Below are 21,453 nucleotides of genomic sequence, written 5' to 3' on the forward strand. Positions count from 1 at the left end.
GGAGGCCGCGGCTACGGCAGCAGGTTGCCCCTCCTCGACAGCAGGAACTTCTTGAAGGCCGCCACCGGCGGGGTGTCGGGGTGGCCGTCCAGCCAGGCCACCCCGATCTCGCGGGCCGCCCTGGGGGCGGTGACCGTCAGTTCGACCACGCCGGGGCGGGGAACGGCGGGGGGCGGCAGCAGCGCCACGCCCAGGCCCGCGGCCACCAGGCCGCGCAGGGTCTCCGCCTCCTCGCCCTCGAAGGCGATCCGGGGGCGGAAGCCGGCCTCCTGGCAGAGGTCGTCGGTGATGCGGCGCAGGCCGTAGCCGGGTTCCAGGGTCACGAAGGTCTCGTCGGCGGCCTCGGCGAGGCGGACGCGCCGGCGGGCGGCGAGACGGTGGTCGGCGGGCACGACCAGGCGCAGTTTCTGTTCGTCGAGGCGGCGGGCGACGAGGTCGGGGGCGTCCGGCACCGGCGAGGTCAGGCACAGGTCCAGTTCACCGGCGCGCAGCCGCTCCAGCATCGCCTCGCCGTAGTTCTGGACCAGGCTGAAGCGGACGCGGGGATGGTCCGCGCGGAAGGCGTGGATCAGACCGGGGACGGTCTCGGCGCCCATGGTGTGCAGGAAGCCGAAGGCGACCTTGCCGGTGGCCGCGTCGGCGTCGGCGCGCACCTCGTCGGCGGCGCGCTCGACCTCGGCGAGGGCGCGTTCGACGGAGGTGAGGAAGGTACGGCCGGCGGGGGTGAGGGAGACGGTGCGGCCGCGGCGGGCGAAGAGGTCGACGCCGAGGTCCTGTTCGAGGCGGACCATGGCCCGCGACAGGGTCGACTGCGGGACCTGCATCTCCTGCGCGGCCCGCGTGACGTGCTCGGTGCGGGCGACACCCGCGAAGTGCGCGAGCCGCGGGGCGAGCAGTGTGACGATGTCTTCCGTGTCACCGGACGGTGACAGTCGCCTCTGTGACCTCTGCTGATGCGCCATGGGAACGATTATGTCGATTCCGTGCATTGGACGGATGAGCGGGGCGGTCCGTAGGTTCGAGGCATGTCTCCCGCCAGTACCGGGGCGTCCGCCGACGCGGACGCCGTCACGACCGTCCCCGCCGCCTCCGCCTCCTCCCCCGGCCCCCTCTCCCGCCCCGACTCCCGGATGGCTCCGGGCGGCCCCGGCTACCGCCGGATGAGTCTCGCCCTGTTCCTGGCCGGGGTGGCGACCTTCGCCCTGCTGTACTCCACGCAGGCGCTCCTGCCGCTGATCTCCGGCGAGTTCGGGGTCGCGGCGAGCGACGCCAGCTGGACGGTGGCCGCGGCGACCGGCGGACTGGCCCTGTTCGTCCTGCCGATGAGCGCCCTGTCGGAGCGCTACGGCCGCCGTACGGTGATGACCGGCTCGCTGGCGGTCGCCGTCGGCCTGGGACTGCTGGTCCCCTTCGCGCCGTCGCTGGACGCCCTGGTGGTGCTGCGCGCCCTGCAGGGGGCGGCGCTGGCCGGTCTGCCGGCGTCCGCCACCGCCTACCTCGCGGAGGAGGTCCGTCCGCGGGCCCTGGTCACGGCGATCGGTCTGTTCGTGGCGGGCAACAGCGTCGGCGGGATGAGCGGCCGGGTCGTCACCGGCTGGGTCGCACAGGAGTGGGGCTGGCGGATCGCGGTCGCGGTGATCGGCGCGGTCGCGGTGGGCTGCGCGGTCGCGTTCCGCCTGCTGCTGCCGGCGCCGCGGCACTTCACGCCCGGTTCGCTGCGGCCGCGGGTGCTGGCCCGCACGGTCCGCGGTCACCTGGCCGATCCGCTGCTGCGCCGCCTGTACGCGATCGGCGCGCTGTTCATGACCGTCTTCGGCGGTGTGTACACGGTCATCGGCTACCGGCTGACCGAGGCTCCGTTCTCGCTGCCGCAGGGCGTCGTCGGCTCGATCTTCCTCGTCTACCTGGTGGGCACGGTGTCCGCGTCGATGGCGGGCCGCCTGGTCGGCCGTCTGGGCCGGCGCGGGGCCCTGTACCTGGCGGGCGGTACGACGGCCACCGGTCTGCTGGTCTCCCTCGCCGACTCGCTCCCGCTGGTCCTGCTGGGCCTGGTGCTGATCACGGCCGGCTTCTTCGCGGGGCACGCGGTGGCGTCCTCGGCGGTCGGCAGGACGGCGACGACCGGTCGCGCGCAGGCCTCGGCGCTCTACCAGTCCGCGTACTACATCGGCTCCAGCGCGGGCAGCACGGTCGGCGCGACGGCGTTCCACGCGGGCGGCTGGGGCGGCACGGTCGCCGTGGGCGTCCTGGCGGTGGCCGGCGTCGTGACGATCACGGTGTCCGGTTCGCTGGCGGCGCGCCGGCGGTCGTCGGCGCCGCGCGCCGGGGCCCTCGCGCACTGAGGCCCGCCTGCCCCGCGGTTCGTCGCGCCGTCCCTCCTCCCACCTGCGGTTCCGCTGTCCCGGAGGGCCGTTGTCAGTGGGCTGCGGTAGCTTCCGGAGTACGGGAACGCACAGGCGCGTGACGGAACGGCCACAGGGGCGGGTGGACGACGATGGGTGACGGTACGGCGACGGTGGAGGACCTCGACGCCAGGCTGGAGAGGCACCGGGTCGAGCTGACGGGCTACTGCTACCGCATGCTCGGTTCCTCCTTCGAGGCGGAGGACGCGGTGCAGGACACCCTGGTGCGCGCCTGGCGGAGTTACGACCGGTTCGAGGGCCGGTCCTCGCTGCGGTCCTGGCTGTACCGCATCGCGACCAACGTCTGCCTGGACATGCTGTCCGCGGGCAACAAGCGGGCCCGCCCGATGGACCTCTCCGAGGCCACGCCGCTCGCCCGGGCCGCGCTCTCGCCCCGCCCGGACCACACCTGGCTGGAGCCGGTGCCCGACGCGCGCGTGCTGCCCGTGGTGGAGGACCCGGCGGAGGCGGCCGTCGCCAAGGAGTCGGTGCGGCTGGCGTTCATGGCCGCGCTCCAGCGACTGCCGCCCAGGCAGCGGGCCGTGCTGATCCTGCGCGAGGTGCTGGCGTGGCGGGCGAGCGAGGTCGCCGAACTGCTGGAGACCTCGGTCGCCTCGGTGAACAGCGCCCTCCAGCGGGCCCGCGCGACCCTCGCCGAGCGCGCCGACTCCGCCGCCGGCGCGTCGGTCTCCGACCCGCTGGACGAGGAGCAGCGCGCACTCCTGGAGCGCTACGTGGCGGCCTTCGAGGGGTACGACATGTCGGCGCTGACGGCCCTCCTGCACGAGGACGCCGTCATGACGATGCCGCCGTTCGACCTGTGGCTGACCGGTCACGAGGACATCGCGGGCTTCATGACCACGATCGGCTCGGCCTGCGAGGGGTCGCGTCTGCTGCCGGTCCAGGTCAACGGCCTGCCGGGGTTCGCGCAGTACAAGCCGGACCCGGAGAGGGGCGGGTACACGCCCTGGGCGGTGCAGGTCCTGGAGATCTCAGACGGCCGCCTCACCGGATTCCACTTCTTCCTCGACACGCAGCGGTGGTTCCCCCTGTTCGGGGTTCCCCTCCACCTCGAAGCGGAGCCCGACCAGGGCGAGCAGGGCGACTAGCGCCGGGTCGGGGGCGCGCAGGCGTATGCGCCCCCCGCCCCGGCCGGCCGTCAGCCGGAGCCGCGCCAGCAGGTCGACGGTCATGAGCCCCGGCGTCCCGAGCCCCGCCGCGTCGCAGACGACCACGGCGCCCGCGGCCCCCTCCAGCAGGGCTCGCAGGTCCTCGCAGAGCCCCGTCACCCGGCTCCGGGTGACGGGGCCGGCCAGGGTGAGTACGGGGGGTGTCGTCGCGTCCACGAGGGGTAGACCGGACGGACGCGCGCAACTCATCGCGTCGTCCGGCCGGGCCCCACACCTGTTTGCCTAAAGCCTTTAGCCAGATGCACACTGGTATCAGGTTTCTGGCGACAGGGTATGGAGAACCGTCATGGCGCGTGCAGGCCTGACCCCGGAGCGGCTGACCCGGGCGGGCGCGGAGATGGCCGACGAGGTCGGCTTCGACCAGGTGACCGTCTCGGCACTGGCCCGCCGGTTCGACGTCAAGGTCGCGAGCCTGTACTCGCACGTGCGCAACTCGCACGACCTGAAGACGCGGATCGCGCTGCTGGCCCTGGAGGAGCTGGCCGACCGGGGCTCCGCCGCACTGGCCGGCCGCTCCGGCAAGGACGCCCTCACCGCCCTGGCCGACGTCTACCGCGACTACGCCCACGACCACCCCGGCCGCTACGCCGCCGCCCAGTTCCGGCTCACCCCTCAGGCTGCCGCGGCGAGCGCCGGGGCGCGGCACTCCCTGATGACCCGGGCCGTCCTGCGCGGCTACGACCTCACCGAACCCGACCAGACCCACGCCGTCCGTCTGCTCGGCAGCGTCTTCCACGGCTACGTCAGCCTCGAACAGGCCGGCGGCTTCAGCCACAGCGCGCCCGACTCCCAGGAGTCCTGGTCCCGCGTCCTGGACGCCCTCGACGCCCTGCTGCGCGACTGGCCCGGCCCCGACCCCTCCCCCACGACCCGTCGAAACGCAGGGTGAAGCGATGTCCTCCGAGATCCACTGGATCACCACCCCCCTCACCGACGACCTCCTGCGCGGCGCCCTGGAGACCGAGCGCACCGAGCACGGCCTGCTGCCGCACCGGCTGCCCGCACGGGCCCGCGCCCAGTGCGCCGACGGGCAGCTGGCCATGGCCGAGTCCCAGCCGTCCGGCGTCCGGCTGGTCTTCCGCACCCGGGCCACCGCCGTCGAACTGGAGACGCTGCCCACCAAGCGGGAGTACGTGGGCGCGCCGGCCCGGCCGGACGGCCTGTACGACCTGGTCGTCGACGGGCGCCTGGTGGGCCAGGGCACCGTGACGGCCGGGCACGTCCTGACCGTCGACATGGCGGCGGGCACCTTCGAACGCCGCCCCGGCCGCCCCGGCACGCTCCGCTTCACGGACCTGCCCGAGGGCGACAAGAAGGTCGAGATCTGGCTGCCGCACAACGAGACCACCGAACTCGTCGCCCTGCGCACCGACGCCCCCGTGGAGCCGGCGGGCGCCCCGGACCGCCGGGTCTGGCTGCACCACGGCAGTTCGATCAGCCACGGCTCGGACGGCGCGAGCCCCACCCGCATCTGGCCTGCGCACGCCGCCGGGCTGGGCGGGGTGGAGCTGATCAACCTCGGGCTGGGCGGGAGCGCCCTGCTCGACCCGTTCGTCGCGCGGGTGCTGCGGGACACCCCGGCCGATCTGATCAGCGTCAAGATCGGCATCAATCTCGTCAACACCGACCTGATGCGGCTGCGGGCCTTCGGGCCCGCCGTGCACGGCTTCCTCGACACCGTGCGGGAGGGTCATCCCGACACGCCGCTGCTGGTGGTGTCGCCCATCCTGTGCCCGATGCACGAGGACACGCCCGGCCCCACGGCGCCGGACCTGCGGGGGCTGGAGCGGGGGGTGCTGCGCTTCGTCCCGATGGGGGACGCGGCGGAGGTGCCCGGCGGGAAGCTGACCCTGCGGGTCGTCCGGGAGGAGCTGGCGCGGATCGTCGGGGAGCGGGCCGCCGACGATCCGCGGCTGCACCTCCTCGACGGGCGGGAGCTGTACGGGGAGGGGGACGTCGAGGAGTTCCCGCTGCCCGACCAGCTGCACCCGGACGCGGCGACGCACCGGCGGATGGGTGAGCGGTTCGCCGCGGCCGCCTTCGGCGAGGGGGGCGCGTTCGGATGAGGGCGGCGGGGGCGACAAGGGGCGGCCCGAGCGGTTCTTCCGCCCCCGCCGCCCCTTCCCGTCCCGACCCCGGGGGCTGCCGCCCCCGGACCCCGGCTTCGGCCTGAACGGCCTCGTCCTCGAACGCCGGACGGGCCGGTGGAACCGGCCCCGGGACACCGCGTCCTCAGGCGATGCGCTCCAGCACCACCGGCGACGCCGTGTACGGCGTTCCCGGCGCGGCGATGTCGTAGGAGCCCGCCACCGACTCCAGGGCGTAGTCGAACCGCTCGGGGGTGTCGGTGTGGAGGGTCAGCAGGGGCTGGCCCTCGGTGACCGTGTCGCCGGGCTTGGCGTGGATCTCGACGCCGGCGCCCGCCTGCACCGGGTCCTCCTTGCGGGCACGGCCCGCGCCCAGGCGCCAGGCGGCGACTCCGACGCCGTAGGCGTCCAGGCGGGTGAGGACGCCGGTGGCCGGGGCCGTGACGACGTGCTGTTCCCGGGCGGTGGGCAGGGTCGCGTCGGGGTCGCCGCCCTGGGCGGTGATCATGCGGCGCCAGACGTCCATCGCGGAGCCGTCGGCCAGGGCCTTCGCCGGGTCGGCGTCCTTGATCCCGGCCGCGTCCAGCATCTCGCGGGCCAGGGCCAGGGTGAGTTCGACGACGTCGGCCGGGCCGCCGCCCGCCAGGACCTCGACCGACTCACGGACCTCCAGGGCGTTGCCCGCGGTCAGACCGAGAGGAGTGGACATGTCGGTGAGGAGGGCGACCGTGCGGACGCCGTGGTCGGTGCCGAGGCCCACCATCGTGGAGGCCAGCTCGCGCGCGTCCTCGACGGTCTTCATGAAGGCGCCGGTGCCGACCTTCACGTCCAGGACGAGGGAGCCCGTGCCCTCGGCGATCTTCTTCGACATGATCGAGGAGGCGATCAGGGGGATCGCCTCGACCGTGCCGGTGACGTCGCGCAGGGCGTAGAGCTTCTTGTCGGCCGGGGCCAGGCCGTCGCCCGCCGCGCAGATCACGGCGCCGGTGGTGTCGAGGACGTGCAGCATCTCCTCGTTGGACAGCAGGGCGCGCCAGCCGGGGACGGACTCCAGCTTGTCGAGGGTGCCGCCGGTGTGGCCGAGGCCGCGGCCCGAGAGCTGCGGGACCGCCGCGCCGCAGGCGGCCACCAGGGGCGCCAGCGGGAGGGTGATCTTGTCGCCGACGCCGCCCGTGGAGTGCTTGTCGGCGGTCGGGCGGGACAGGGACGAGAAGTCCATGCGCTCGCCGGAGGCGATCATCGCGGCCGTCCAGCGGGCGATCTCGCGGCGGTTCATGCCGTTGAGCAGGATCGCCATGGCGAGCGCGGACATCTGCTCGTCGGCGACCTCGCCACGGGTGTACGCGTCGATGACCCAGTCGATCTGTTCGTCGCTGAGTTCACCGCGGTCCCGCTTGGTGCGGATGACGGAGATGGCGTCCATGGCCATGGCTTTCCTTCCGAGGTGCGGAACTTCCGGGGTGCGGGAAGACGGTGCGGGAAAAGTGCGCGGCCCCTCCGCCCGGTGCACGCGGGTCGGAGGGGCCGCACGGGGGATCACTTGGTGAGGTGGTCCGGACCGAAGGCCTGCGGCAGCATCTGTGCGAGCGGCAGGATCCCGGCCGGGGTCTCCAGCAGCAGCTCCGGTCCTCCGAACTCGTGGAGCAGCTGGCGGCAGCGTCCGCACGGGACGAGGATCTCGCCCCGCCCGTCCACGCAGGTGAAGTGCGTGAGCCGGCCGCCCCCGGTGCGCTGCAGCTCCGAGACCAGCCCGCACTCGGCGCACAGGCCGATGCCGTAGGAGGCGTTCTCGACGTTGCAGCCGGAGACGGTGCGGCCGTCGTCGACCAGGGCGGCCACGCCGACCGGGTACCCCGAATAGGGGGCGTACGCGTGGTGCATGGCCTCGCGGGCCAGCTCGCGCAGGGCCTCCCAGTCGACGCTCGCGGCGGCCGGGGTCACTTGCCCTGTCCCTTGCGGTAGGGCAGGCCGTCGGCCTTGGGCATGCGCAGGCGCTGCGCGGAGAGCGACAGCACCAGCAGCGTGACGACGTAGGGGGCCGCCGAGACGACCTGGCGCGGGACCTCGTCCACACTGGTGTACCAGAAGAACATCACGGCCGAGATCACCGCGGTGACGACGGCGGAGACGTACTTCTTCTTCCAGGCCAGGTAGGCCGCGCCGAACACCAGCAGGATCGCGAGGAGCAGGATCAGGGCGTGCACGTTGGTGGTGCCGCCGCGCAGGTTGAGGCTGTCGGTGTAGCCGAACAGGCCGGCGCCGAGGGCGAGGCCGCCCGGCATCCAGTTGCCGAAGATCATCGCGGCGAGGCCGATGTAGCCGCGGCCCGCGGTCTGGCCGTCGAGGTACACGTTCGAGGCGACGATCGACAGGAAGGCGCCGCCGAGGCCGGCGAAACCGCCCGAGATGATCACGGCGATGTACTTGTACTTGTAGACGTTGACGCCGAGGGACTCGGCGGCCACCGGGTTCTCGCCGCAGGAGCGCAGGCGCAGGCCGAAGGCGGTCCGCCACAGCACCCACCAGGTGGCGGGGACGAGCGCCACCGCGACGACGGTCAGCGGGGAGAGGTTGGTGACCACGCCGCCGACCAGGCCGGCGATGTCGGAGACCAGGAACCAGTGCTTGTCGTTGAGGGTCTCCAGCCAGCCGGACAGGCCGGGGATGTCGAAGGTGCCCAGCGACTCGATCGGCGGGGACTGCTTGGAGGAGCCCTGCGGGGCGTCCTCGAAGGTGAACTTCGACAGGTAGCGGGTGGTGCCCAGGGCCAGGATGTTCAGCGCCACACCGGAGACGATGTGGTTGACGTTGAAGGTGACGGTGGCGACGGCGTGCAGGACGGCGCCGAGCGCGCCGCCGATGATGCCGAAGGCGACACCGGTCCAGGGACCCCACTGGTAGCCGGCCCAGGCGCCGAACCAGGTACCGAGGATCATCATGCCCTCGAGGCCGATGTTGACGACGCCCGCCCGCTCGGCCCACAGGCCGCCGAGGCCGGCGAGGCCGATCGGCACGGCCAGCCGCAGCGCGGTGGACATCTGGCCGGTCGAGGTGATGCCGTCCGCGCCGGAGATCAGGCGGACGATCGAGGTCAGGACCAGTACGCCCGCGATGACCAGCAGGAGTACCGGGAGAGACATGCGGCGGCCGCCCTTGCCGGGCTGCTTCGCCTGCGGCTTGGCGATGGTCGCGGTGGACATCAGGCCGCCACCTCCTTCTTGGCGTTGTTGTCGGTGGCCGCGGCCAGCTCGGCGCCGACGCGCTTCTGCTGGCGGCGCAGACCCCACTGGCGCACGGCCTCGTAGGAGATGACGACCGCGAAGACGATCAGGCCCTGCATGATCGTGGCGATCTCCTTCTCGTACGCCACCGGGGTCGCGTAGTCGAGGGCGGGCGAGGTCTTCTCCAGGAAGGCCCACAGCAGCGCGGCGAGCGCGATGCCGCCCGGGTTGTTGCGGCCGAGCAGGGCGATGCCGATGGCGGTGAAGCCGAGGCCCGCGGGGAAGCTGAGGCTGTAGGTGTGCGCGGAGCCGAGCAGCAGCGGCAGACCGGACAGGCCCGCGACGGCGCCGGAGATCAGCATCGCGGTGAGGACCATGCGCTTGGCGTTGACGCCGGAGGCCGCGGCGGCCGTCTCGGACTCGCCGGTGGCGCGCAGGTCGAAGCCGAAGCGGGTGCGGTTGAGGACGACCCAGTAGCCGATGCCGAGGGCGACGGCGAGGAAGACCAGTCCGTAGATCTTGCCGACGTCCTGGCCCAGGTCGATGCCGGGCACCCAGCCGGATTCCTTCATGATGCCGGTGGTGACGTTGTCGCCGACCAGGACGCCGAAGTTCTCGCGCAGGGTGAGGTAGCCGATGAGGCTGGTGGCGATGGCGTTGAGCATGATCGTCGCGACGACCTCGCTGACGCCCCGGGTGACCTTCAGGACGCCCGCGATGCCCGCCCAGAAGGCGCCGGTGAGCGCGCCGACGAGGAGCAGCAACGGGATCTGGAGGAAGGACGGCAGCGCCACGTGGGCGCCGACCACCGCGGTCATCATCGCGGCGAGGCGGTACTGGCCGTCGACGCCGATGTTGAACAGGTTCATCCGGAAGCCGAGGGCGACCGCGAGGGCGGCGATGTAGTACAGCGAGGCCTGGTTGACGATCAGGACCTGGACGTCGGAGTAGGGGATCTGCTCCAGCATCAGCCGGTACGGCTCGAACGGGTTCTTGCCGGAGGCGATCAGCACGACCGACGTCAGCAGGATCGCCGAGACCAGCGCGATGACCGGGCCGGCCACCGCGAGGAGCAGGCGCTCCTTGTCGAACTTCTTCATCGGGCCTCGTCCTTTGGGGCGGCTTCTTCTTCGACGTGCTCGAGGTGCCCGGACGCGGCGCCGGTCATGGCCGAGCCGAGCTCCTCGGGGGTGACGGTCGCCGGGTCGGCGTCGGCGACCAGCCTGCCGTCGTAGATCACCCGGAGGGTGTCCGACAGGCCGATCAGCTCGTCCAGGTCGGCGGAGATCAGCAGCACGGCCAGGCCTTCGCGGCGGGCCTCGCGGATGCGGTCCCAGATCTGCGCCTGCGCGCCGACGTCCACACCGCGGGTGGGGTGGGCGGCGATCAGGAACTTGGGGTTGTGGCTCATCTCGCGGCCGACGATCAGCTTCTGCTGGTTGCCGCCGGAGAGCGAGGCGGCGGTGACGTCGATGCCGGGGGTGCGGACGTCGTACTCCTCGACGATCCGGCGGGTGTCGGCCTGCGCGCCCTTGGGGTTGAGCCAGAAGCCCTTGGCGTTGGGGGTCTCGGTGACGTGGCCGAGGATGCGGTTCTCCCAGAGGGGGGCCTCCAGGAGCAGGCCCTGGCGGTGGCGGTCCTCGGGGATGTAGCCGACGCCGGACTCGCGGCGCTTGCGGGTCGGCCAGGGGGTGATGTCCTCGCCGAGGAAGGAGATGGTGCCGGAGTCGGCGTTCTTGGTGCCGATCAGGGCGTCGATCAGTTCCGTCTGGCCGTTGCCCTCGACGCCGGCGATGCCCATGACCTCGCCGGCGTGGATGGTGAAGCTGACGTCGTCGAGGACCTTCTTGACCTCGCCGGGCGCCTCGACGAGGGAGCCGGGGCCCACGGGCTCGGCCTCCACGCCCAGGGAGGCGCCGCCGCCGGCGTGGACGGTGAGGTTCTCGACCTTGAGGACGGGCTGGTCGGTGACGGTCGACTCGGCGGTCTCCGGGGTGGGGAGCTCGCTGCCCACCATCATCTCGGCGAGCTGACGGGGGGTCGTCTCGGCGGGCACGGCCGTGCCGACGGTCGTGCCGCGCCGGATGACCGTGATGTCGTCGGCCACCGACAGGACCTCGCCCAGCTTGTGGGAGATGAAGATGACGCAGAGGCCCTCGGACTTCAGCTCGCGCAGGTTGGCGAAGAGCGCGTCGACCTCCTGCGGGACCAGGACCGCGGTCGGCTCGTCGAGGATGAGGTGGCGGGCGCCGCGGTAGAGGACCTTGAGGATCTCCACGCGCTGGCGGTCGGCGACACCGAGGTCCTCGACCAGGGCGTCGGGGCGCACGCCGAGACCGTAGCGGTCGGAGATCTCCTTGATCTTCCGGCGCGCGCCGCCGCCGATGCCGTACAGCTTCTCGCTGCCGAGCACCACGTTCTCCAGCACGGTCAGGTTGTCCGCGAGCATGAAGTGCTGGTGGACCATGCCGATGCCGCGCGCGATGGCGTCGGCGGGGCTGGAGAAGCTCACCTGCTCGCCGTCGACCGCGATGGTGCCCTCGTCCGGCTTCTGCATGCCGTAGAGGATCTTCATCAGGGTGGACTTGCCCGCGCCGTTCTCGCCGACGAGGGCGTGCACGGTGCCCGCGCGGACGGTCAGGTGGATGTCGTGGTTGGCGACGACACCGGGGAATCGTTTGGTGATGCCCGCGAGCTCCACCGCGACGGTCGACGGGGCGGTGAGCGGAGGGCTGCTGGACGCGTCGATGGCGCACTCTCCTCAGGAAAGGGGCCGCTCTACGCGCGTAGCGCCCCTGCTTTAAATAGTGCCCGGACCTGATCGATCTTGAAGACCGGCCTTTCGGTCGGTCTCGATCCGTTCCGAGCATTCTGCCGCGTGAACGGGGTGCGGGGAGTCATCGTCCCCGCACCCCGTTCCGAGGTCGTGACGCTGTCATTACAGCGCTTCTTCGGCCATGCCTTCGACCGTTCCCGACGAGTCCCGGCAGGCCGTCGGCACGGTCGTCGGGAGGGTCAGGAGGTCTTCACCGTGATGGTGCCGTTCTTGATGGCCTCCTCGGCCTTCTTGACGGCGTCCTGGATCTCCTTGTTCGCCGCGAAGGTCGGGTTGGAGTTCGCCAGGCTCACGCCGCCGTTGGCGAGGTCACCGCGGACCACGCCGGTGGCGGGCTTGCCGTCCTCGACCGACTGGGCGAGCGTGAAGACCGCGCCCTCGACGTTCTTCATGGCGGAGGTGAGGATCGAGTCCTTGTACGTCTTGAGCGCGTCCTGCTTGTACTGGTCCGAGTCGACACCGATGGCCCAGACCTTGTTGGCGCTGGCGGCCTTGATGACGCCCTGGCCGGAGAGGCCGGCGGCGGCGTAGACGACGTCGGCACCGGCGTCGATCTGGCCCTCGGCGGCGCTCTCGCCCTTGTCGGGGCTGGAGAAGCCGCCCTCGGCCGCGGTCTCGGTCAGGTACTGCGACTTGACCGTGACGCCCTTCTTGGTGTCCGCGACGCCCTGCTTGTAGCCGGCCTCGAACTTGTGGATCAGGGGGACGTTCACACCGCCGATGAAGCCGACCACGTTGGACTTGGTCGCCTTGGCGGCGGCGACGCCCGCCAGGTAGGAGGCCTGCTCCTCGGAGAAGACCAGGTCGGCCACGTTGTCGGCCTTGGTCTGCTCGTCGTCCACGATGCCGAAGGTGGTCTTCGGGAACTTGGCCGCGGCCTCCTTGACGGCCGGCGCGTAGGCGAAGCCGACGCCGATCACCGGGTTGTAGCCCTGCTTGGCGAGGCTCTCCAGGCGCTGCACCTTGTCCGCGTCGGACTCGCCGTCCTGCGGTTCCACGGCGGTCGACTTGTAGCCGAACTCCTTGTCGGCCTTCTCCATGCCCGCGGTGGCGGCGTCGTTGAAGGACTGGTCGCCCTTGCCGCCGACGTCGTACGCGAGGGCGAGACCCAGGTTCTTGTCGTCACTGGAAGAGGACGACGTGGAGGAGCTTCCGCAAGCGGAAACGCTGACGGCGAAGGCTGCGGTAGCAACACCAGCAACCGCGATACGGGACACCCGGCGCATGGAACGAGACTCCTTTGTGCAAGCGCCCATACCAGGCGCTGGTTCCGCCGCAGCGTAACGCGCGTAGACCAGACGGAAAAACCCTTCTGTCCGGTCCGTTACCGAGCTGTGGCCACAGTTTCCGCCCCAGCGTACGGACGGTGGAGGGCGGTGTACGGGAGGTCAGGCCGCTGGTCTGCGAGGACGCCCTCGATGGGCGTAGACGAGGGGCTCCGCGGGGGCTCCGTCGGTCACGGAGGGGTTTCGGGCCGGGGCGCCTCGCGGGGCGGGCGGCGGCCCTCGGGCGGGGGCGGATGTTCTCGCCCCCGCCGCCCCTTCCCGTCCCGTCCCCGGGGGCTGCCGCCCCCGGACCCCCGCTCCGGCCCTGGACGGGCCTCGCCCTCGAACGCCGGACGGGCCGGTTCTCCCGGCCTGTTCGGCGCCGGGAAGCGCGGACGGCCCGGCTCGCCCACCCCCGGGCGGGGGCGTGCGAGCCGGGCCGGCTCCGCGGCGGACGCGTCACTTCGTGTTGACGGTGACCTTGCCGTCGATGATGTCCTGCTTGGCCTTGTCCACTGCCTCGACGACGTCCGTCATGGCCTTGTACTTCGGGTTGGTGTCGGCGAAGCCGACGCCGTCGTTGGAGAGGCTGCCGCGGACCACGCCGGCCAGGGGCTTGCCCTCGTGGACGGACTTGGCGAGGTCGTAGACCGCGCCGCCCACGTTCTTCAGCGCCGAGCCGAGGATGTAGTCCTTGTACGCGGCCAGCGAGGTCTGGGAGTACTGGTCGGAGTCGACGCCGATGGCCCACACCTTCTTGCCGGCGGCCTCGGAGATCACGCCCTGCCCGGACAGGCCGGCCGCGTGGTAGATGACGTCCGCGCCGGCCTCGATCTGGCCGCTCGCCCCCGCCTTGCCCTTGTCGGGGCTGGAGAAGCCGCCCTCCTGGGGCGTCTCGGTCAGGTACTGCGACTCGATCTTGATGGCCGGGTCGACCGACTTGGCGCCCTGGACGTAGCCGGCCTCGAACTTGTGGATGAGCGGGATGTTCACGCCGCCGATGAAGCCGATGTGCCCCTTCTTGGAGGCCTTCGCGGCGGCGACGCCGGCCAGGTAGGAGGCCTGCTCCTCGTGGAAGACGAGGTCGGCGACGTTCTTCGCCGTCACGCTCTCGTCGTCGATGATGCCGAAGGTGGTGTCCGGGAACTTCGCGGCGACCTCCTTGACGGCCGGCCCGTAGATGTAGCCGACGCCGATCACCGGGTTGTAGCCCGACTGGGCGAGCTGGGTCAGCCGCTGGACCTTGTCCGCGTCCGACTCGCCGTCCTGGGGCTCGACGTCCCGGCCGCCGATGCCGAACTCCTTGTCGGCCTTCTGGAAGCCGGCGTACGCGGCGTCGTTGAAGGACTGGTCGCCCTTGCCGCCGATGTCGTACGCCAGGCCGATGCCCTTTCCGGAGTACTTGCCGGACTCCTTCTCGGCGGCCTTGGAGTCGGTGCTCGACTCGCCGCAGCCGGTGGCCACCAGTCCCACGACCGCGACGGCCGCCGCCGCCCGGACGAACCCGGTCCTTCGAGATATGAGACGCACAGCAAGCACCCTTCATCCCCACGGCGCCGTCGCCGGCCCGCGTTCCCCAATGTGACGCCTCCGGCACGGCTCCCCGACAGGCCGTCGCGAGGGGCGATTCCGGCGCACAGTAACGCGCGTAGAAGGGGAGGGGAACGGGGTTCCGCGCGGCCGTTATCGATTCGTGCCGCCCCGGGTTACCGGCGGGTCTCACGGATTACGCCCCGGTGACACCAAGGGACGAAGGGGAACCTTCCGGACACCCCTTCGTCCGGGCCGTCACCGGCGTCGCGCGCTCACTCCGTGCGGATCGCCGCGTCCAGCAGCGCCGCCGCGGTGAAGAGCTCCACCCCCACCGTGATGGCGTGCTCGTCGGCGTCGAAGTCGCCCTGGTGCAGATCGCGGACGGTGCGCTCGCCCGGCGTGCGGACGCCGAGGCGGGCCATGGCGCCGGGGACGCGCTCCAGGTACCAGGAGAAGTCCTCGCCGCCGAGGCTCTGCTCGGTGCCCTCCACCGACTCCTCGCCGCGCCGGGCGACCATGGCGTCCCGGAGCAGGGCGGTGACGTCGGCGTCGTTGACGACCGGGGGGACGCCGCGGACGTAGTTGATCTCCGACTTGGCGCGGTGCAGGTTGGCGACCTCGTCGATCGCGGCGACGACGAGGTCCGCGGCCTCCCGCCAGGCCTCGATGTCCAGGCAGCGCACGGTGCCGGACAGCTCGGCGTGCTGGGGGATGACGTTCGGCGCGTGGCCGCATTCGATCCGGCCCCAGGTCACCGCGAGGCCGGCCCGGGTGTCGACGCGGCGGCCGACCAGCGCGGGCACGTCGGTGACGACGCGGGCGGCGGCGGTGACGAGGTCGGTGGTCAGGTGCGGGCGGGCGGTGTGGCCGCCGGGCCCGTCCAGGGAGATCTCCAGGCGGTCGCAGGCGGAGGTGATGGCGCCTTCGCGCAGGCCGATCAGACCCGCGTCGACGCGCGGGTCGCAGTGGACGGCGATGATCCGGCCGACGCCCTCCAGGGCGCCGTCCTCGATGGCGTCGGCGGCGCCGCCGGGCAGCACCTCCTCGGCGGGCTGGAAGATCAGCCGCACCGGGCGCGGGAGCCGGCCCTCGCGGTGCAGGCCGGCCAGGACGAGACCGGCGCCGAGGACGACCGTGGTGTGCACGTCGTGACCGCAGGCGTGGGCGCGGTCGGGGACGGTGGAGCGGTAGGCGCAGTCCGCCTTGGTGTCGGGGATGGGCAGCGCGTCGATGTCGGCGCGCATCGCCAGGACGGGGGTGCCGTCGGTCACGTCGCCGATGTCGCAGATGAGCCCGGTGCCGGCGGTGAGGACGCGGGGCTTGAGGCCCGCCCTCTCCAGGCGCTCCTTGATCGCCGCCGTCGTACGGAACTCCTGGTTGCCCAGCTCTGGGTGCATGTGCATGTCGCGGCGGAAGGCGACGAGCTCGGCGCGCAGGGCCTCCGGCAAGCTGCCGGGGAGCACGGCTTCCCCTGAAGGATCGGCCTCGGACTCTCGGGACATCAGTTGCTTCACCCTCTGAAGGGTAGGACGCCGGGGTGGTCGGCTGACCCACGATCAACAAAAATTCAACCCGTTGGGGGCAGAAAAGTTGGCCGCTCGGCGCATGGCTGGCATTCGTGCTGGGTAAACTCCGCCGGTTCGAGCCGTGTGGGTCATGACGTACCGGCCCGTTCCTCCATCTTCCTCTTTCACGCTTACCACGGCTCACTCGAAGCACGCCCGGCCGTCCACGGAGCGGACCGCCGGGCGGGGGGGTCCGGTGCGCGGAGCGGGTGCGGCGGCCGGCGGGCGCCCGCCGACGCGACGGGGCCGGGCCGTGGTGGGGGCGGGCCGTGGTGGGGGCGGGCCGTGGTGAGGGCGGGCCGTGGTGAGGGCGGGCCGCGGCGGGATCAGGCCGTGGCGATCCGGGCCAGGCGGTCCACTCCGCGGGCCGTCCCCGTGACGCCGGAGAGGAAGCTCTGGGCCCGGGGGGAGGCGCCGCGGGTCAGCCAGGCCGGGTCGATGTCGCAGACCGCGACGCGGACGTCCGTGCCGGCGAGGGCCAGCGGGAGGGTGTGGACGACCGTGGAGGGGAAGCTGAGGACGGTCCTGCCGACGGGGCCCCGGCGGGCGATGAGTTCGAGGGGGAGGTCGGGGCGGACGATCTCCAGGCCCGTCTCCACGGCCAGCCGGTGGAGTTTCTCGGTGCTCTCGCGGCGGTGGGCGAAGTAGCGGGCGGCGCCGTGGGTCCGGGCGAGGACGCCGACGGCGTGCAGGTAGCGGTCGCCGTCGACGACGCCGGTCTCGACGAGGGAGGTGCCGACCAGGTCGGCGCCGTTCGTCACCCGGGGCGGGCCGAAGCGCTCGCGGGTCCAGGCGAAGGTGTGGGAGGTGAGGGACACCCCGTCCGGGGCGTCGGCTATCGGCATGGCGGAGAAGACCTCCACGCGGCGGGCCGGGCCGGGGGTGAGGCGGCGGCGGGCCGAGGAGGACACCGGCGCGAACAGCAGGTCGCGGGGGCCGGGGCGGCCGCCCTTGCGGTGCCAGCGCACCAGGCGTTCGCCGCGGGCGAGCTGGCCGACGAACTCCATGGTGGCGGTGCCGTCGTCGACGACGACGAGGTCGTCGGCGCGGGTGATGGTCAGCAGGAGCTGGACGTAGCGGGAGAACGGGTCCCCCATGACGATCCGGTCGGCCCGGCGCAGCTCGCCGGTCAGGCCGCCGATGGTCCGGAAGGGGGCCGCGGCGCCGCCGCGGGCCTCCTCCCAGCGGACCTCGTGGCCTTCCCGGCGGGCCAGTTCGGCCATGCGGCGCAGCTGGCCGCGGGTCATGGGGTCGGTCGGGGACAGGACGACGAGGGTGAACCCCGCGCCGGGCTCCTCCCGGGGACGTGGTCCCCGGGCGTGGGCCCACTCCAGGACGTTCAGGAGCTGCACCGGACTCTCGACGAACGCGAGGGTGCGGGGGGTGGTGCCGGGGTTCCCGGCGCGAGGGCTCATCGTCGTACGACCGTCCCGTGAGGCACTGGTGGCGGTGGCCTGAGGGGCCGCGGGGTCAGACGCCGACGGGCTCGCCGGCCGCCGCGGCGATCTCCGCCTCGGCGACGACGCCCGCGACGCGGCGCAGCTTCTTCATCGGGCCCAGCTCGGACTCGTAGACCTTCTTGACGCCGTCGCCGAGGGAGGACTCGATGGTGCGGATGTCGCGGACGAGGCGGGTCAGGCCCTGCGGCTCGACGGAGGCGGCCTGGTCGGAGCCCCACATGGCGCGGTCGAGGGTGATGTGGCGCTCGACGAAGGTGGCGCCGAGGGCGACCGCGGCGAGGGTGGTCTGCAGGCCCGTCTCGTGGCCGGAGTAGCCGATCGGGACGTTGGGGTACTCGGCCTGGAGGGTGTTGATGACGCGGAGGTTCAGCTCCTCGGCCTTCGCCGGGTACGTCGACGTGGCGTGGCAGAGCAGGATGTTGTCGCTGCCCAGGACCTCGACGGCGTGGCGGATCTGCTTGGGGGTGGACATGCCGGTGGAGAGGATGACGGTGCGGCCCGTCGCGCGCAGGGCGCGCAGCAGCTCGTCGTCGGTGAGGGACGCGGAGGCCACCTTGTGGGCGGGGACGTCGAACTTCTCCAGGAAGGCGACGGCCTCGGTGTCCCACGGGGAGGCGAACCAGGCGATCCCCTTCTCCTTGCAGTGCTCGTCGATCCGGCGGTACTCGTCCTCGCCGAACTCCACGCGGTGGCGGTAGTCGATGTACGTCATCCGGCCCCAGGGGGTGTCGCGCTCGATGTCCCACTGGTCGCGCGGGGTGCAGATCTCGGGCGTGCGCTTCTGGAACTTCACGGCGTCGCAGCCGGCCTCGGCGGCGACGTCGATGAGCTTGAAGGCGTTGTCGAGGTCGCCGTTGTGGTTGATGCCGATCTCGCCGCAGATGTAGACGGGGTGACCGGGACCGGCCGTGCGCGAACCGAACTGGCGGAGGCGGGAGTTGGTGCTCATGGGAGGGGTTCCTTACTCGGGGAGGGGGAGGGGGGAGTCGAGGGAGGGGCCGAGGATCCAGCCGGCGATCTCCCGGATCGCGCCGTCGCCGCCGGGGAGGGTGGTGACCGCGCGTGCGGCGCCGCGTACGACGTCATGGGCGCTCGCGACCGCCACGGGCCAGCCCACGAGGGCGAAGCACGGGAGGTCGTTGACGTCGTTGCCGACGTAGAGCACGCGCTCCGGCGCGATGCCCTGCTCCTCGCACCAGTGCTTGAGCGCGAGGTCCTTGTGGTCGATGCCGTGCAGGACCGGGAGCTGGAGCTTCCGGGCGCGGGCGGCGACGACGGGGTTGCGTTCCGTGGACAGGATCAGCAGCTTCAGTCCGCTCCTGCGCAGGGCGGCGATGCCGAGGCCGTCGCCGCGGTGCACGGAGACGAACTCCCGTCCGTCGGAGTCGATCAGCACCCGGTCGTCGGTCTGGGTGCCGTCGAAGTCGAGGACGACCGCGTCGATGTCGGCGGCGGTCGGGAGCGGGCCGGCGGGGGGCCCGCCGGCCGGGCGGGCCGGGTCCGCGTCGAAGAGGGGGGCGAGGGCGCGGGCGCGGGCCAGGTCGTGCGGGTCGTCGACCTCCAGCACGCGGGCCGGGTCGGTGCGCACGAGGTCGGTGCGGCCGAAGAAGCGGTGGCCGTGCTCGCGGAAGCCGGCCGCGTCCATGGCGTAGGCGGCGCCGGTCTCCAGGAGGTCCTGGGGGCGGTCCTGGCGGCGCGGGCGGTACGACTTGTCGTGGTTGACGCCGAAGCCGCCGCCCGGGGCGTCGGTCTCCGAGCCGCCGTCGCCGTCGCCGTCGCCGTCGCGCCAGACGAAACCGTGGAAGGGGGCGACGGTGACGGCGGTGTCGGCGCCGTTCTCGACGACCGCGGCGGCCACGCCGTCGATGTCCTCGCGGACGAGGAAGGGGCTGGTGCACTGCACCAGGAGCACCGCGTCGACGGCCGTGCCGTGCAGGGCCTCGTGGGTGTCCAGGGCGTGCAGGACGGCGGCCTCGGAGGTGGCGGTGTCGCCGGCGATGGCCGCCGGGCGCAGCACGACCTCGGCACCGGCCTCGCGGGCGGCCGCGGCGATGTCCCGGTCGTCGGTGGAGACCACGACGTCGGTGACGAGCCGGCCGGCCAGGCACTCCCGCACGGCCCGCGCCACCAGGGGCACGCCGCCGACGGGCGCGAGGTTCTTCGCGGGGACGCCCTTGGACCCGCCGCGCGCGGGGATCACGGCGAGGACGCGGCGCACGCCCGCCTGGGAGGAGGACATGGGCGGGACTCCTTGACGGGAAGGACGGGGAGGGCGGGAAGGACGCCGCAGAGGCGACGGACGCGGAGGAGGCGACGGACGGACGTCGCTCACGACACCTCCCGCGCGGCGGGCCCGCGGCGGACGGCGGCACCGCCGCGGCCCGGCCGCGGCGGCCGGCGGGCGGCCGGGTGAGCGGCGCTCACAGGTCGCCCATCCGGCGGATGACCGGGGCGACGCGCTGCACGCCGTGGCGGTAGGCGCCGCGGGCGGCGCGGCGGACGATCTGGCGGACCGGTCCGGGGGCCCGGTCCGCCGCCTGGGCCCCGGGCAGCGGGCTGCCGTCGGGACCGAGGTGGTGGCGGGCCAGGACGGCGGGGAGGTAGCCGGGGGCCGTGGCGGGGGTGTAGTAGGGGGTGAGCGGTGGCAGGCCGCCGGGTCGGCCGAGCAGCTCGGTGATGCGGTCGCGCGCCGTGTCGAAGGCGCGTCCGTACGAGCCGCCCTCGGCGGCGACGCCCTGCCGGGCCACCCACTCCTCGTCGGGGACGGGCCGGTGACCGGCGTCGAGCTGGTCCCAGGAGGCGAGGCAGCCGGAGCCGATGAAGTGGTGGTTGCCGAGCGCCTCGCGCACCCCGAGGTCGGTGAGGACCACGGTGGGGATGCGGCGGTGCAGGGATTCCAGGGCGGCGGTGGAGCTGACCGTGACCATGAGGTCGGTGCGGTCCAGGACCTCGCCCATGTTGCCGTACACGAGGCGGAAGTTGGCGGGCGGATCGAGCCGCTGCGCCAGCTTCTGGTACGGCAGCTCCTCGATGTGGGTGGTGTGTTCGCCGGGCCGGGAGCGCAGCTTGAGCAGCACCTCGCGCTCGGGGTGCAACCGGGCGTGCCGGACGAGGCGTTCGAGGAGGTAGGTGCGGTCCCTGCGGTTGTCGGGCACGGAGGGCTGCGCGGCGAAGACCACGGTGTGGGGGTCGTGCCCGCCGGTGTAGGGGGCGCCGCCGAGGAACGGCAGGGCGACCTCGGTGACCGCGGAGGCGTCGGCGCCGACCCCCTCGTACACGGCGCGGAAACGCTCCGCGTCCTGGCGGGAGTTGGCGAGGACGAGGTCGGCGCCGTGCCGCAGCAGCAGACCGTCGGCGAGCTTCTCGTAGACGACGCCCACGTAGCCGGTGACGACGACGGGCCGTTCGCCGTCGTCCTCCCAGATCCGCTTGAGGCCGTGCAGGACCGCCTGGACGCCGCCGCCGACCAGCGCGAGGACGAGGACGTCGTACTTCTCGCCCGCCATGGCGCGCAGGAACTCGACGGCCGTCACCTCGCGCAGGGAGTCGGCGCGCACGCCGACCTCGGCGAGCTGACGGGGGGTGGGGGTCGCCCGGCCGCGCAGGAGGTAGCCGTCGAGGACGGGGGCGACTTGCGCGCCGTCCCCCGGTCCGGCTTCCATGGACGCGCCCGGGGCGATCCGGCCCGCGGTCGCCGCACCCCATTTCCAGCGGGTGTCGGAGTCCGCGAGCACGGCGATCCGCGAGGGCTTCGAAGTACGTGGTGACACGCCGAAGACGCTAGGAAGCGAAACCCAGGCTTTGTCCAACCGCGACTCAACGGAAAGTTAACAGCACGCCACCGGTTCCCGAACCGGCCCGCCGGCTCCGCGGAAATACACGGGATGCACCGAT

18 protein-coding genes are annotated in these 21,453 nt (G+C 72.7%); 4 read left to right on the forward strand and 14 right to left on the reverse strand.

The genetic code is table 11. The features are described 5' to 3' along the window. Positions 1–11 precede the first annotated feature (11 nt). On the reverse strand, positions 12–962 hold the full coding sequence (locus ACZ5FU_RS03700) for a LysR family transcriptional regulator (RefSeq protein WP_451775182.1): 951 nt from the start codon (positions 960–962) through the stop codon (positions 12–14). A 63-nt stretch (positions 963–1,025) separates the two neighbouring features. On the opposite strand from ACZ5FU_RS03700, the gene ACZ5FU_RS03705 reads away from it, so the two are divergent. Both ACZ5FU_RS03705 and ACZ5FU_RS03710 read left to right on the forward strand, forming a co-directional pair. After that, positions 1,026–2,342: an MFS transporter gene (locus ACZ5FU_RS03705; RefSeq protein WP_468833569.1), complete on the forward strand. Its 1,317-nt coding sequence runs from the start codon at positions 1,026–1,028 to the stop codon at positions 2,340–2,342. Positions 2,343–2,494: 152 nt separating this feature from the next. After that, entirely contained in the window at positions 2,495–3,511 is a 1,017-nt protein-coding gene (locus tag ACZ5FU_RS03710) for a sigma-70 family RNA polymerase sigma factor (protein ID WP_468833571.1), read from the forward strand. Here the strand turns inward: ACZ5FU_RS03710 and ACZ5FU_RS03715 are convergent. Further along, the gene (locus ACZ5FU_RS03715) at positions 3,395–3,781 is read right to left on the reverse strand and encodes an STAS domain-containing protein (protein WP_451525244.1); all 387 of its coding nucleotides are present in this window, start codon (positions 3,779–3,781) and stop codon (positions 3,395–3,397) included. The genes ACZ5FU_RS03710 and ACZ5FU_RS03715 overlap by 117 nt on opposite strands. A 97-nt stretch (positions 3,782–3,878) precedes the next feature. Between ACZ5FU_RS03715 and ACZ5FU_RS03720 the strand changes: the two genes are divergently transcribed. Together ACZ5FU_RS03720 and ACZ5FU_RS03725 are read left to right on the forward strand one after the other, a co-directional pair. After that, positions 3,879–4,481 (forward strand): TetR/AcrR family transcriptional regulator, encoded by a 603-nt coding sequence (locus tag ACZ5FU_RS03720; protein ID WP_451525243.1) that lies wholly within the window; start codon positions 3,879–3,881, stop codon positions 4,479–4,481. 4 nt (positions 4,482–4,485) lie between these two features. Further along, positions 4,486–5,658: a GDSL-type esterase/lipase family protein gene (locus tag ACZ5FU_RS03725; protein ID WP_468833574.1), complete on the forward strand. Its 1,173-nt coding sequence runs from the start codon at positions 4,486–4,488 to the stop codon at positions 5,656–5,658. 166 nt (positions 5,659–5,824) lie between these two features. On the opposite strand, the gene ACZ5FU_RS03730 is transcribed toward ACZ5FU_RS03725, so the two are convergent. From ACZ5FU_RS03730 to ACZ5FU_RS03785, 12 genes are all read right to left on the reverse strand, one after another. Beyond that, positions 5,825–7,102: a thymidine phosphorylase gene (locus ACZ5FU_RS03730; protein WP_451525241.1), complete on the reverse strand. Its 1,278-nt coding sequence runs from the start codon at positions 7,100–7,102 to the stop codon at positions 5,825–5,827. A gap of 113 nt (positions 7,103–7,215) precedes the next feature. Next, positions 7,216–7,620 (reverse strand): cytidine deaminase, encoded by a 405-nt coding sequence (locus tag ACZ5FU_RS03735; protein ID WP_451525240.1) that lies wholly within the window; start codon positions 7,618–7,620, stop codon positions 7,216–7,218. Further along, positions 7,617–8,879, reverse strand: a complete 1,263-nt coding sequence (locus ACZ5FU_RS03740) for an ABC transporter permease (RefSeq protein ID WP_451525239.1) — start codon at positions 8,877–8,879, stop codon at positions 7,617–7,619. Before ACZ5FU_RS03740 ends, ACZ5FU_RS03735 begins: the two co-directional genes overlap by 4 nt. Continuing rightward, positions 8,879–10,000, reverse strand: coding sequence for an ABC transporter permease (locus ACZ5FU_RS03745; RefSeq protein WP_451525238.1), 1,122 nt, complete (start codon positions 9,998–10,000; stop codon positions 8,879–8,881). Before ACZ5FU_RS03745 ends, ACZ5FU_RS03740 begins: the two co-directional genes overlap by 1 nt. After that, the gene (locus ACZ5FU_RS03750) at positions 9,997–11,601 is read right to left on the reverse strand and encodes an ABC transporter ATP-binding protein (RefSeq protein ID WP_451525237.1); all 1,605 of its coding nucleotides are present in this window, start codon (positions 11,599–11,601) and stop codon (positions 9,997–9,999) included. Before ACZ5FU_RS03750 ends, ACZ5FU_RS03745 begins: the two co-directional genes overlap by 4 nt. A gap of 314 nt (positions 11,602–11,915) precedes the next feature. Continuing rightward, on the reverse strand, positions 11,916–12,962 hold the full coding sequence (locus ACZ5FU_RS03755; RefSeq protein WP_451525236.1) for a BMP family lipoprotein: 1,047 nt from the start codon (positions 12,960–12,962) through the stop codon (positions 11,916–11,918). 498 nt (positions 12,963–13,460) lie between these two features. Further along, positions 13,461–14,522, reverse strand: coding sequence for a BMP family lipoprotein (locus tag ACZ5FU_RS03760; RefSeq protein WP_468833862.1), 1,062 nt, complete (start codon positions 14,520–14,522; stop codon positions 13,461–13,463). A 284-nt stretch (positions 14,523–14,806) separates the two neighbouring features. Further along, the gene (locus tag ACZ5FU_RS03765) at positions 14,807–16,036 is read right to left on the reverse strand and encodes an amidohydrolase (protein WP_469044728.1); all 1,230 of its coding nucleotides are present in this window, start codon (positions 16,034–16,036) and stop codon (positions 14,807–14,809) included. A gap of 389 nt (positions 16,037–16,425) precedes the next feature. Then, positions 16,426–17,514, reverse strand: coding sequence for a hypothetical protein (locus ACZ5FU_RS03770; RefSeq protein ID WP_451775168.1), 1,089 nt, complete (start codon positions 17,512–17,514; stop codon positions 16,426–16,428). Between the two features lie 55 nt (positions 17,515–17,569). Next, entirely contained in the window at positions 17,570–18,508 is a 939-nt protein-coding gene (locus ACZ5FU_RS03775; RefSeq protein ID WP_451525234.1) for an N-acetylneuraminate synthase family protein, read from the reverse strand. A gap of 12 nt (positions 18,509–18,520) precedes the next feature. After that, complete coding sequence (locus tag ACZ5FU_RS03780; protein WP_468833578.1) at positions 18,521–19,798, reverse strand: cytidylyltransferase domain-containing protein; 1,278 nt, start codon at positions 19,796–19,798, stop codon at positions 18,521–18,523. A 181-nt stretch (positions 19,799–19,979) separates the two neighbouring features. Continuing rightward, positions 19,980–21,329: a DUF6716 putative glycosyltransferase gene (locus ACZ5FU_RS03785; protein WP_451525232.1), complete on the reverse strand. Its 1,350-nt coding sequence runs from the start codon at positions 21,327–21,329 to the stop codon at positions 19,980–19,982. Positions 21,330–21,453: the final 124 nt, after the last annotated feature.

This window comes from Streptomyces sp. NPDC031554, assembly GCF_055580685.1.

What these genes read in the sequence shown, in the direction of transcription:
- ACZ5FU_RS03700 (WP_451775182.1), bottom strand. Translation starts at nt 962, where the DNA reads ATGGCGCATCAGCAGAGGTCACAGAGGCGACTGTCACCGTCCGGTGAC.
- ACZ5FU_RS03705 (WP_468833569.1), top strand. Translation starts at nt 1,026, where the DNA reads ATGTCTCCCGCCAGTACCGGGGCGTCCGCCGACGCGGACGCCGTCACG.
- ACZ5FU_RS03710 (WP_468833571.1), top strand. Translation starts at nt 2,495, where the DNA reads ATGGGTGACGGTACGGCGACGGTGGAGGACCTCGACGCCAGGCTGGAG.
- ACZ5FU_RS03715 (WP_451525244.1), bottom strand. Translation starts at nt 3,781, where the DNA reads ATGAGTTGCGCGCGTCCGTCCGGTCTACCCCTCGTGGACGCGACGACA.
- ACZ5FU_RS03720 (WP_451525243.1), top strand. Translation starts at nt 3,879, where the DNA reads ATGGCGCGTGCAGGCCTGACCCCGGAGCGGCTGACCCGGGCGGGCGCG.
- ACZ5FU_RS03725 (WP_468833574.1), top strand. Translation starts at nt 4,486, where the DNA reads ATGTCCTCCGAGATCCACTGGATCACCACCCCCCTCACCGACGACCTC.
- ACZ5FU_RS03730 (WP_451525241.1), bottom strand. Translation starts at nt 7,102, where the DNA reads ATGGACGCCATCTCCGTCATCCGCACCAAGCGGGACCGCGGTGAACTC.
- ACZ5FU_RS03740 (WP_451525239.1), bottom strand. Translation starts at nt 8,879, where the DNA reads ATGTCCACCGCGACCATCGCCAAGCCGCAGGCGAAGCAGCCCGGCAAG.
- ACZ5FU_RS03745 (WP_451525238.1), bottom strand. Translation starts at nt 10,000, where the DNA reads ATGAAGAAGTTCGACAAGGAGCGCCTGCTCCTCGCGGTGGCCGGCCCG.
- ACZ5FU_RS03755 (WP_451525236.1), bottom strand. Translation starts at nt 12,962, where the DNA reads ATGCGCCGGGTGTCCCGTATCGCGGTTGCTGGTGTTGCTACCGCAGCC.
- ACZ5FU_RS03765 (WP_469044728.1), bottom strand. Translation starts at nt 16,036, where the DNA reads ATGTCCCGAGAGTCCGAGGCCGATCCTTCAGGGGAAGCCGTGCTCCCC.
- ACZ5FU_RS03770 (WP_451775168.1), bottom strand. Translation starts at nt 17,514, where the DNA reads ATGAGCCCTCGCGCCGGGAACCCCGGCACCACCCCCCGCACCCTCGCG.
- ACZ5FU_RS03775 (WP_451525234.1), bottom strand. Translation starts at nt 18,508, where the DNA reads ATGAGCACCAACTCCCGCCTCCGCCAGTTCGGTTCGCGCACGGCCGGT.
- ACZ5FU_RS03780 (WP_468833578.1), bottom strand. Translation starts at nt 19,798, where the DNA reads ATGTCCTCCTCCCAGGCGGGCGTGCGCCGCGTCCTCGCCGTGATCCCC.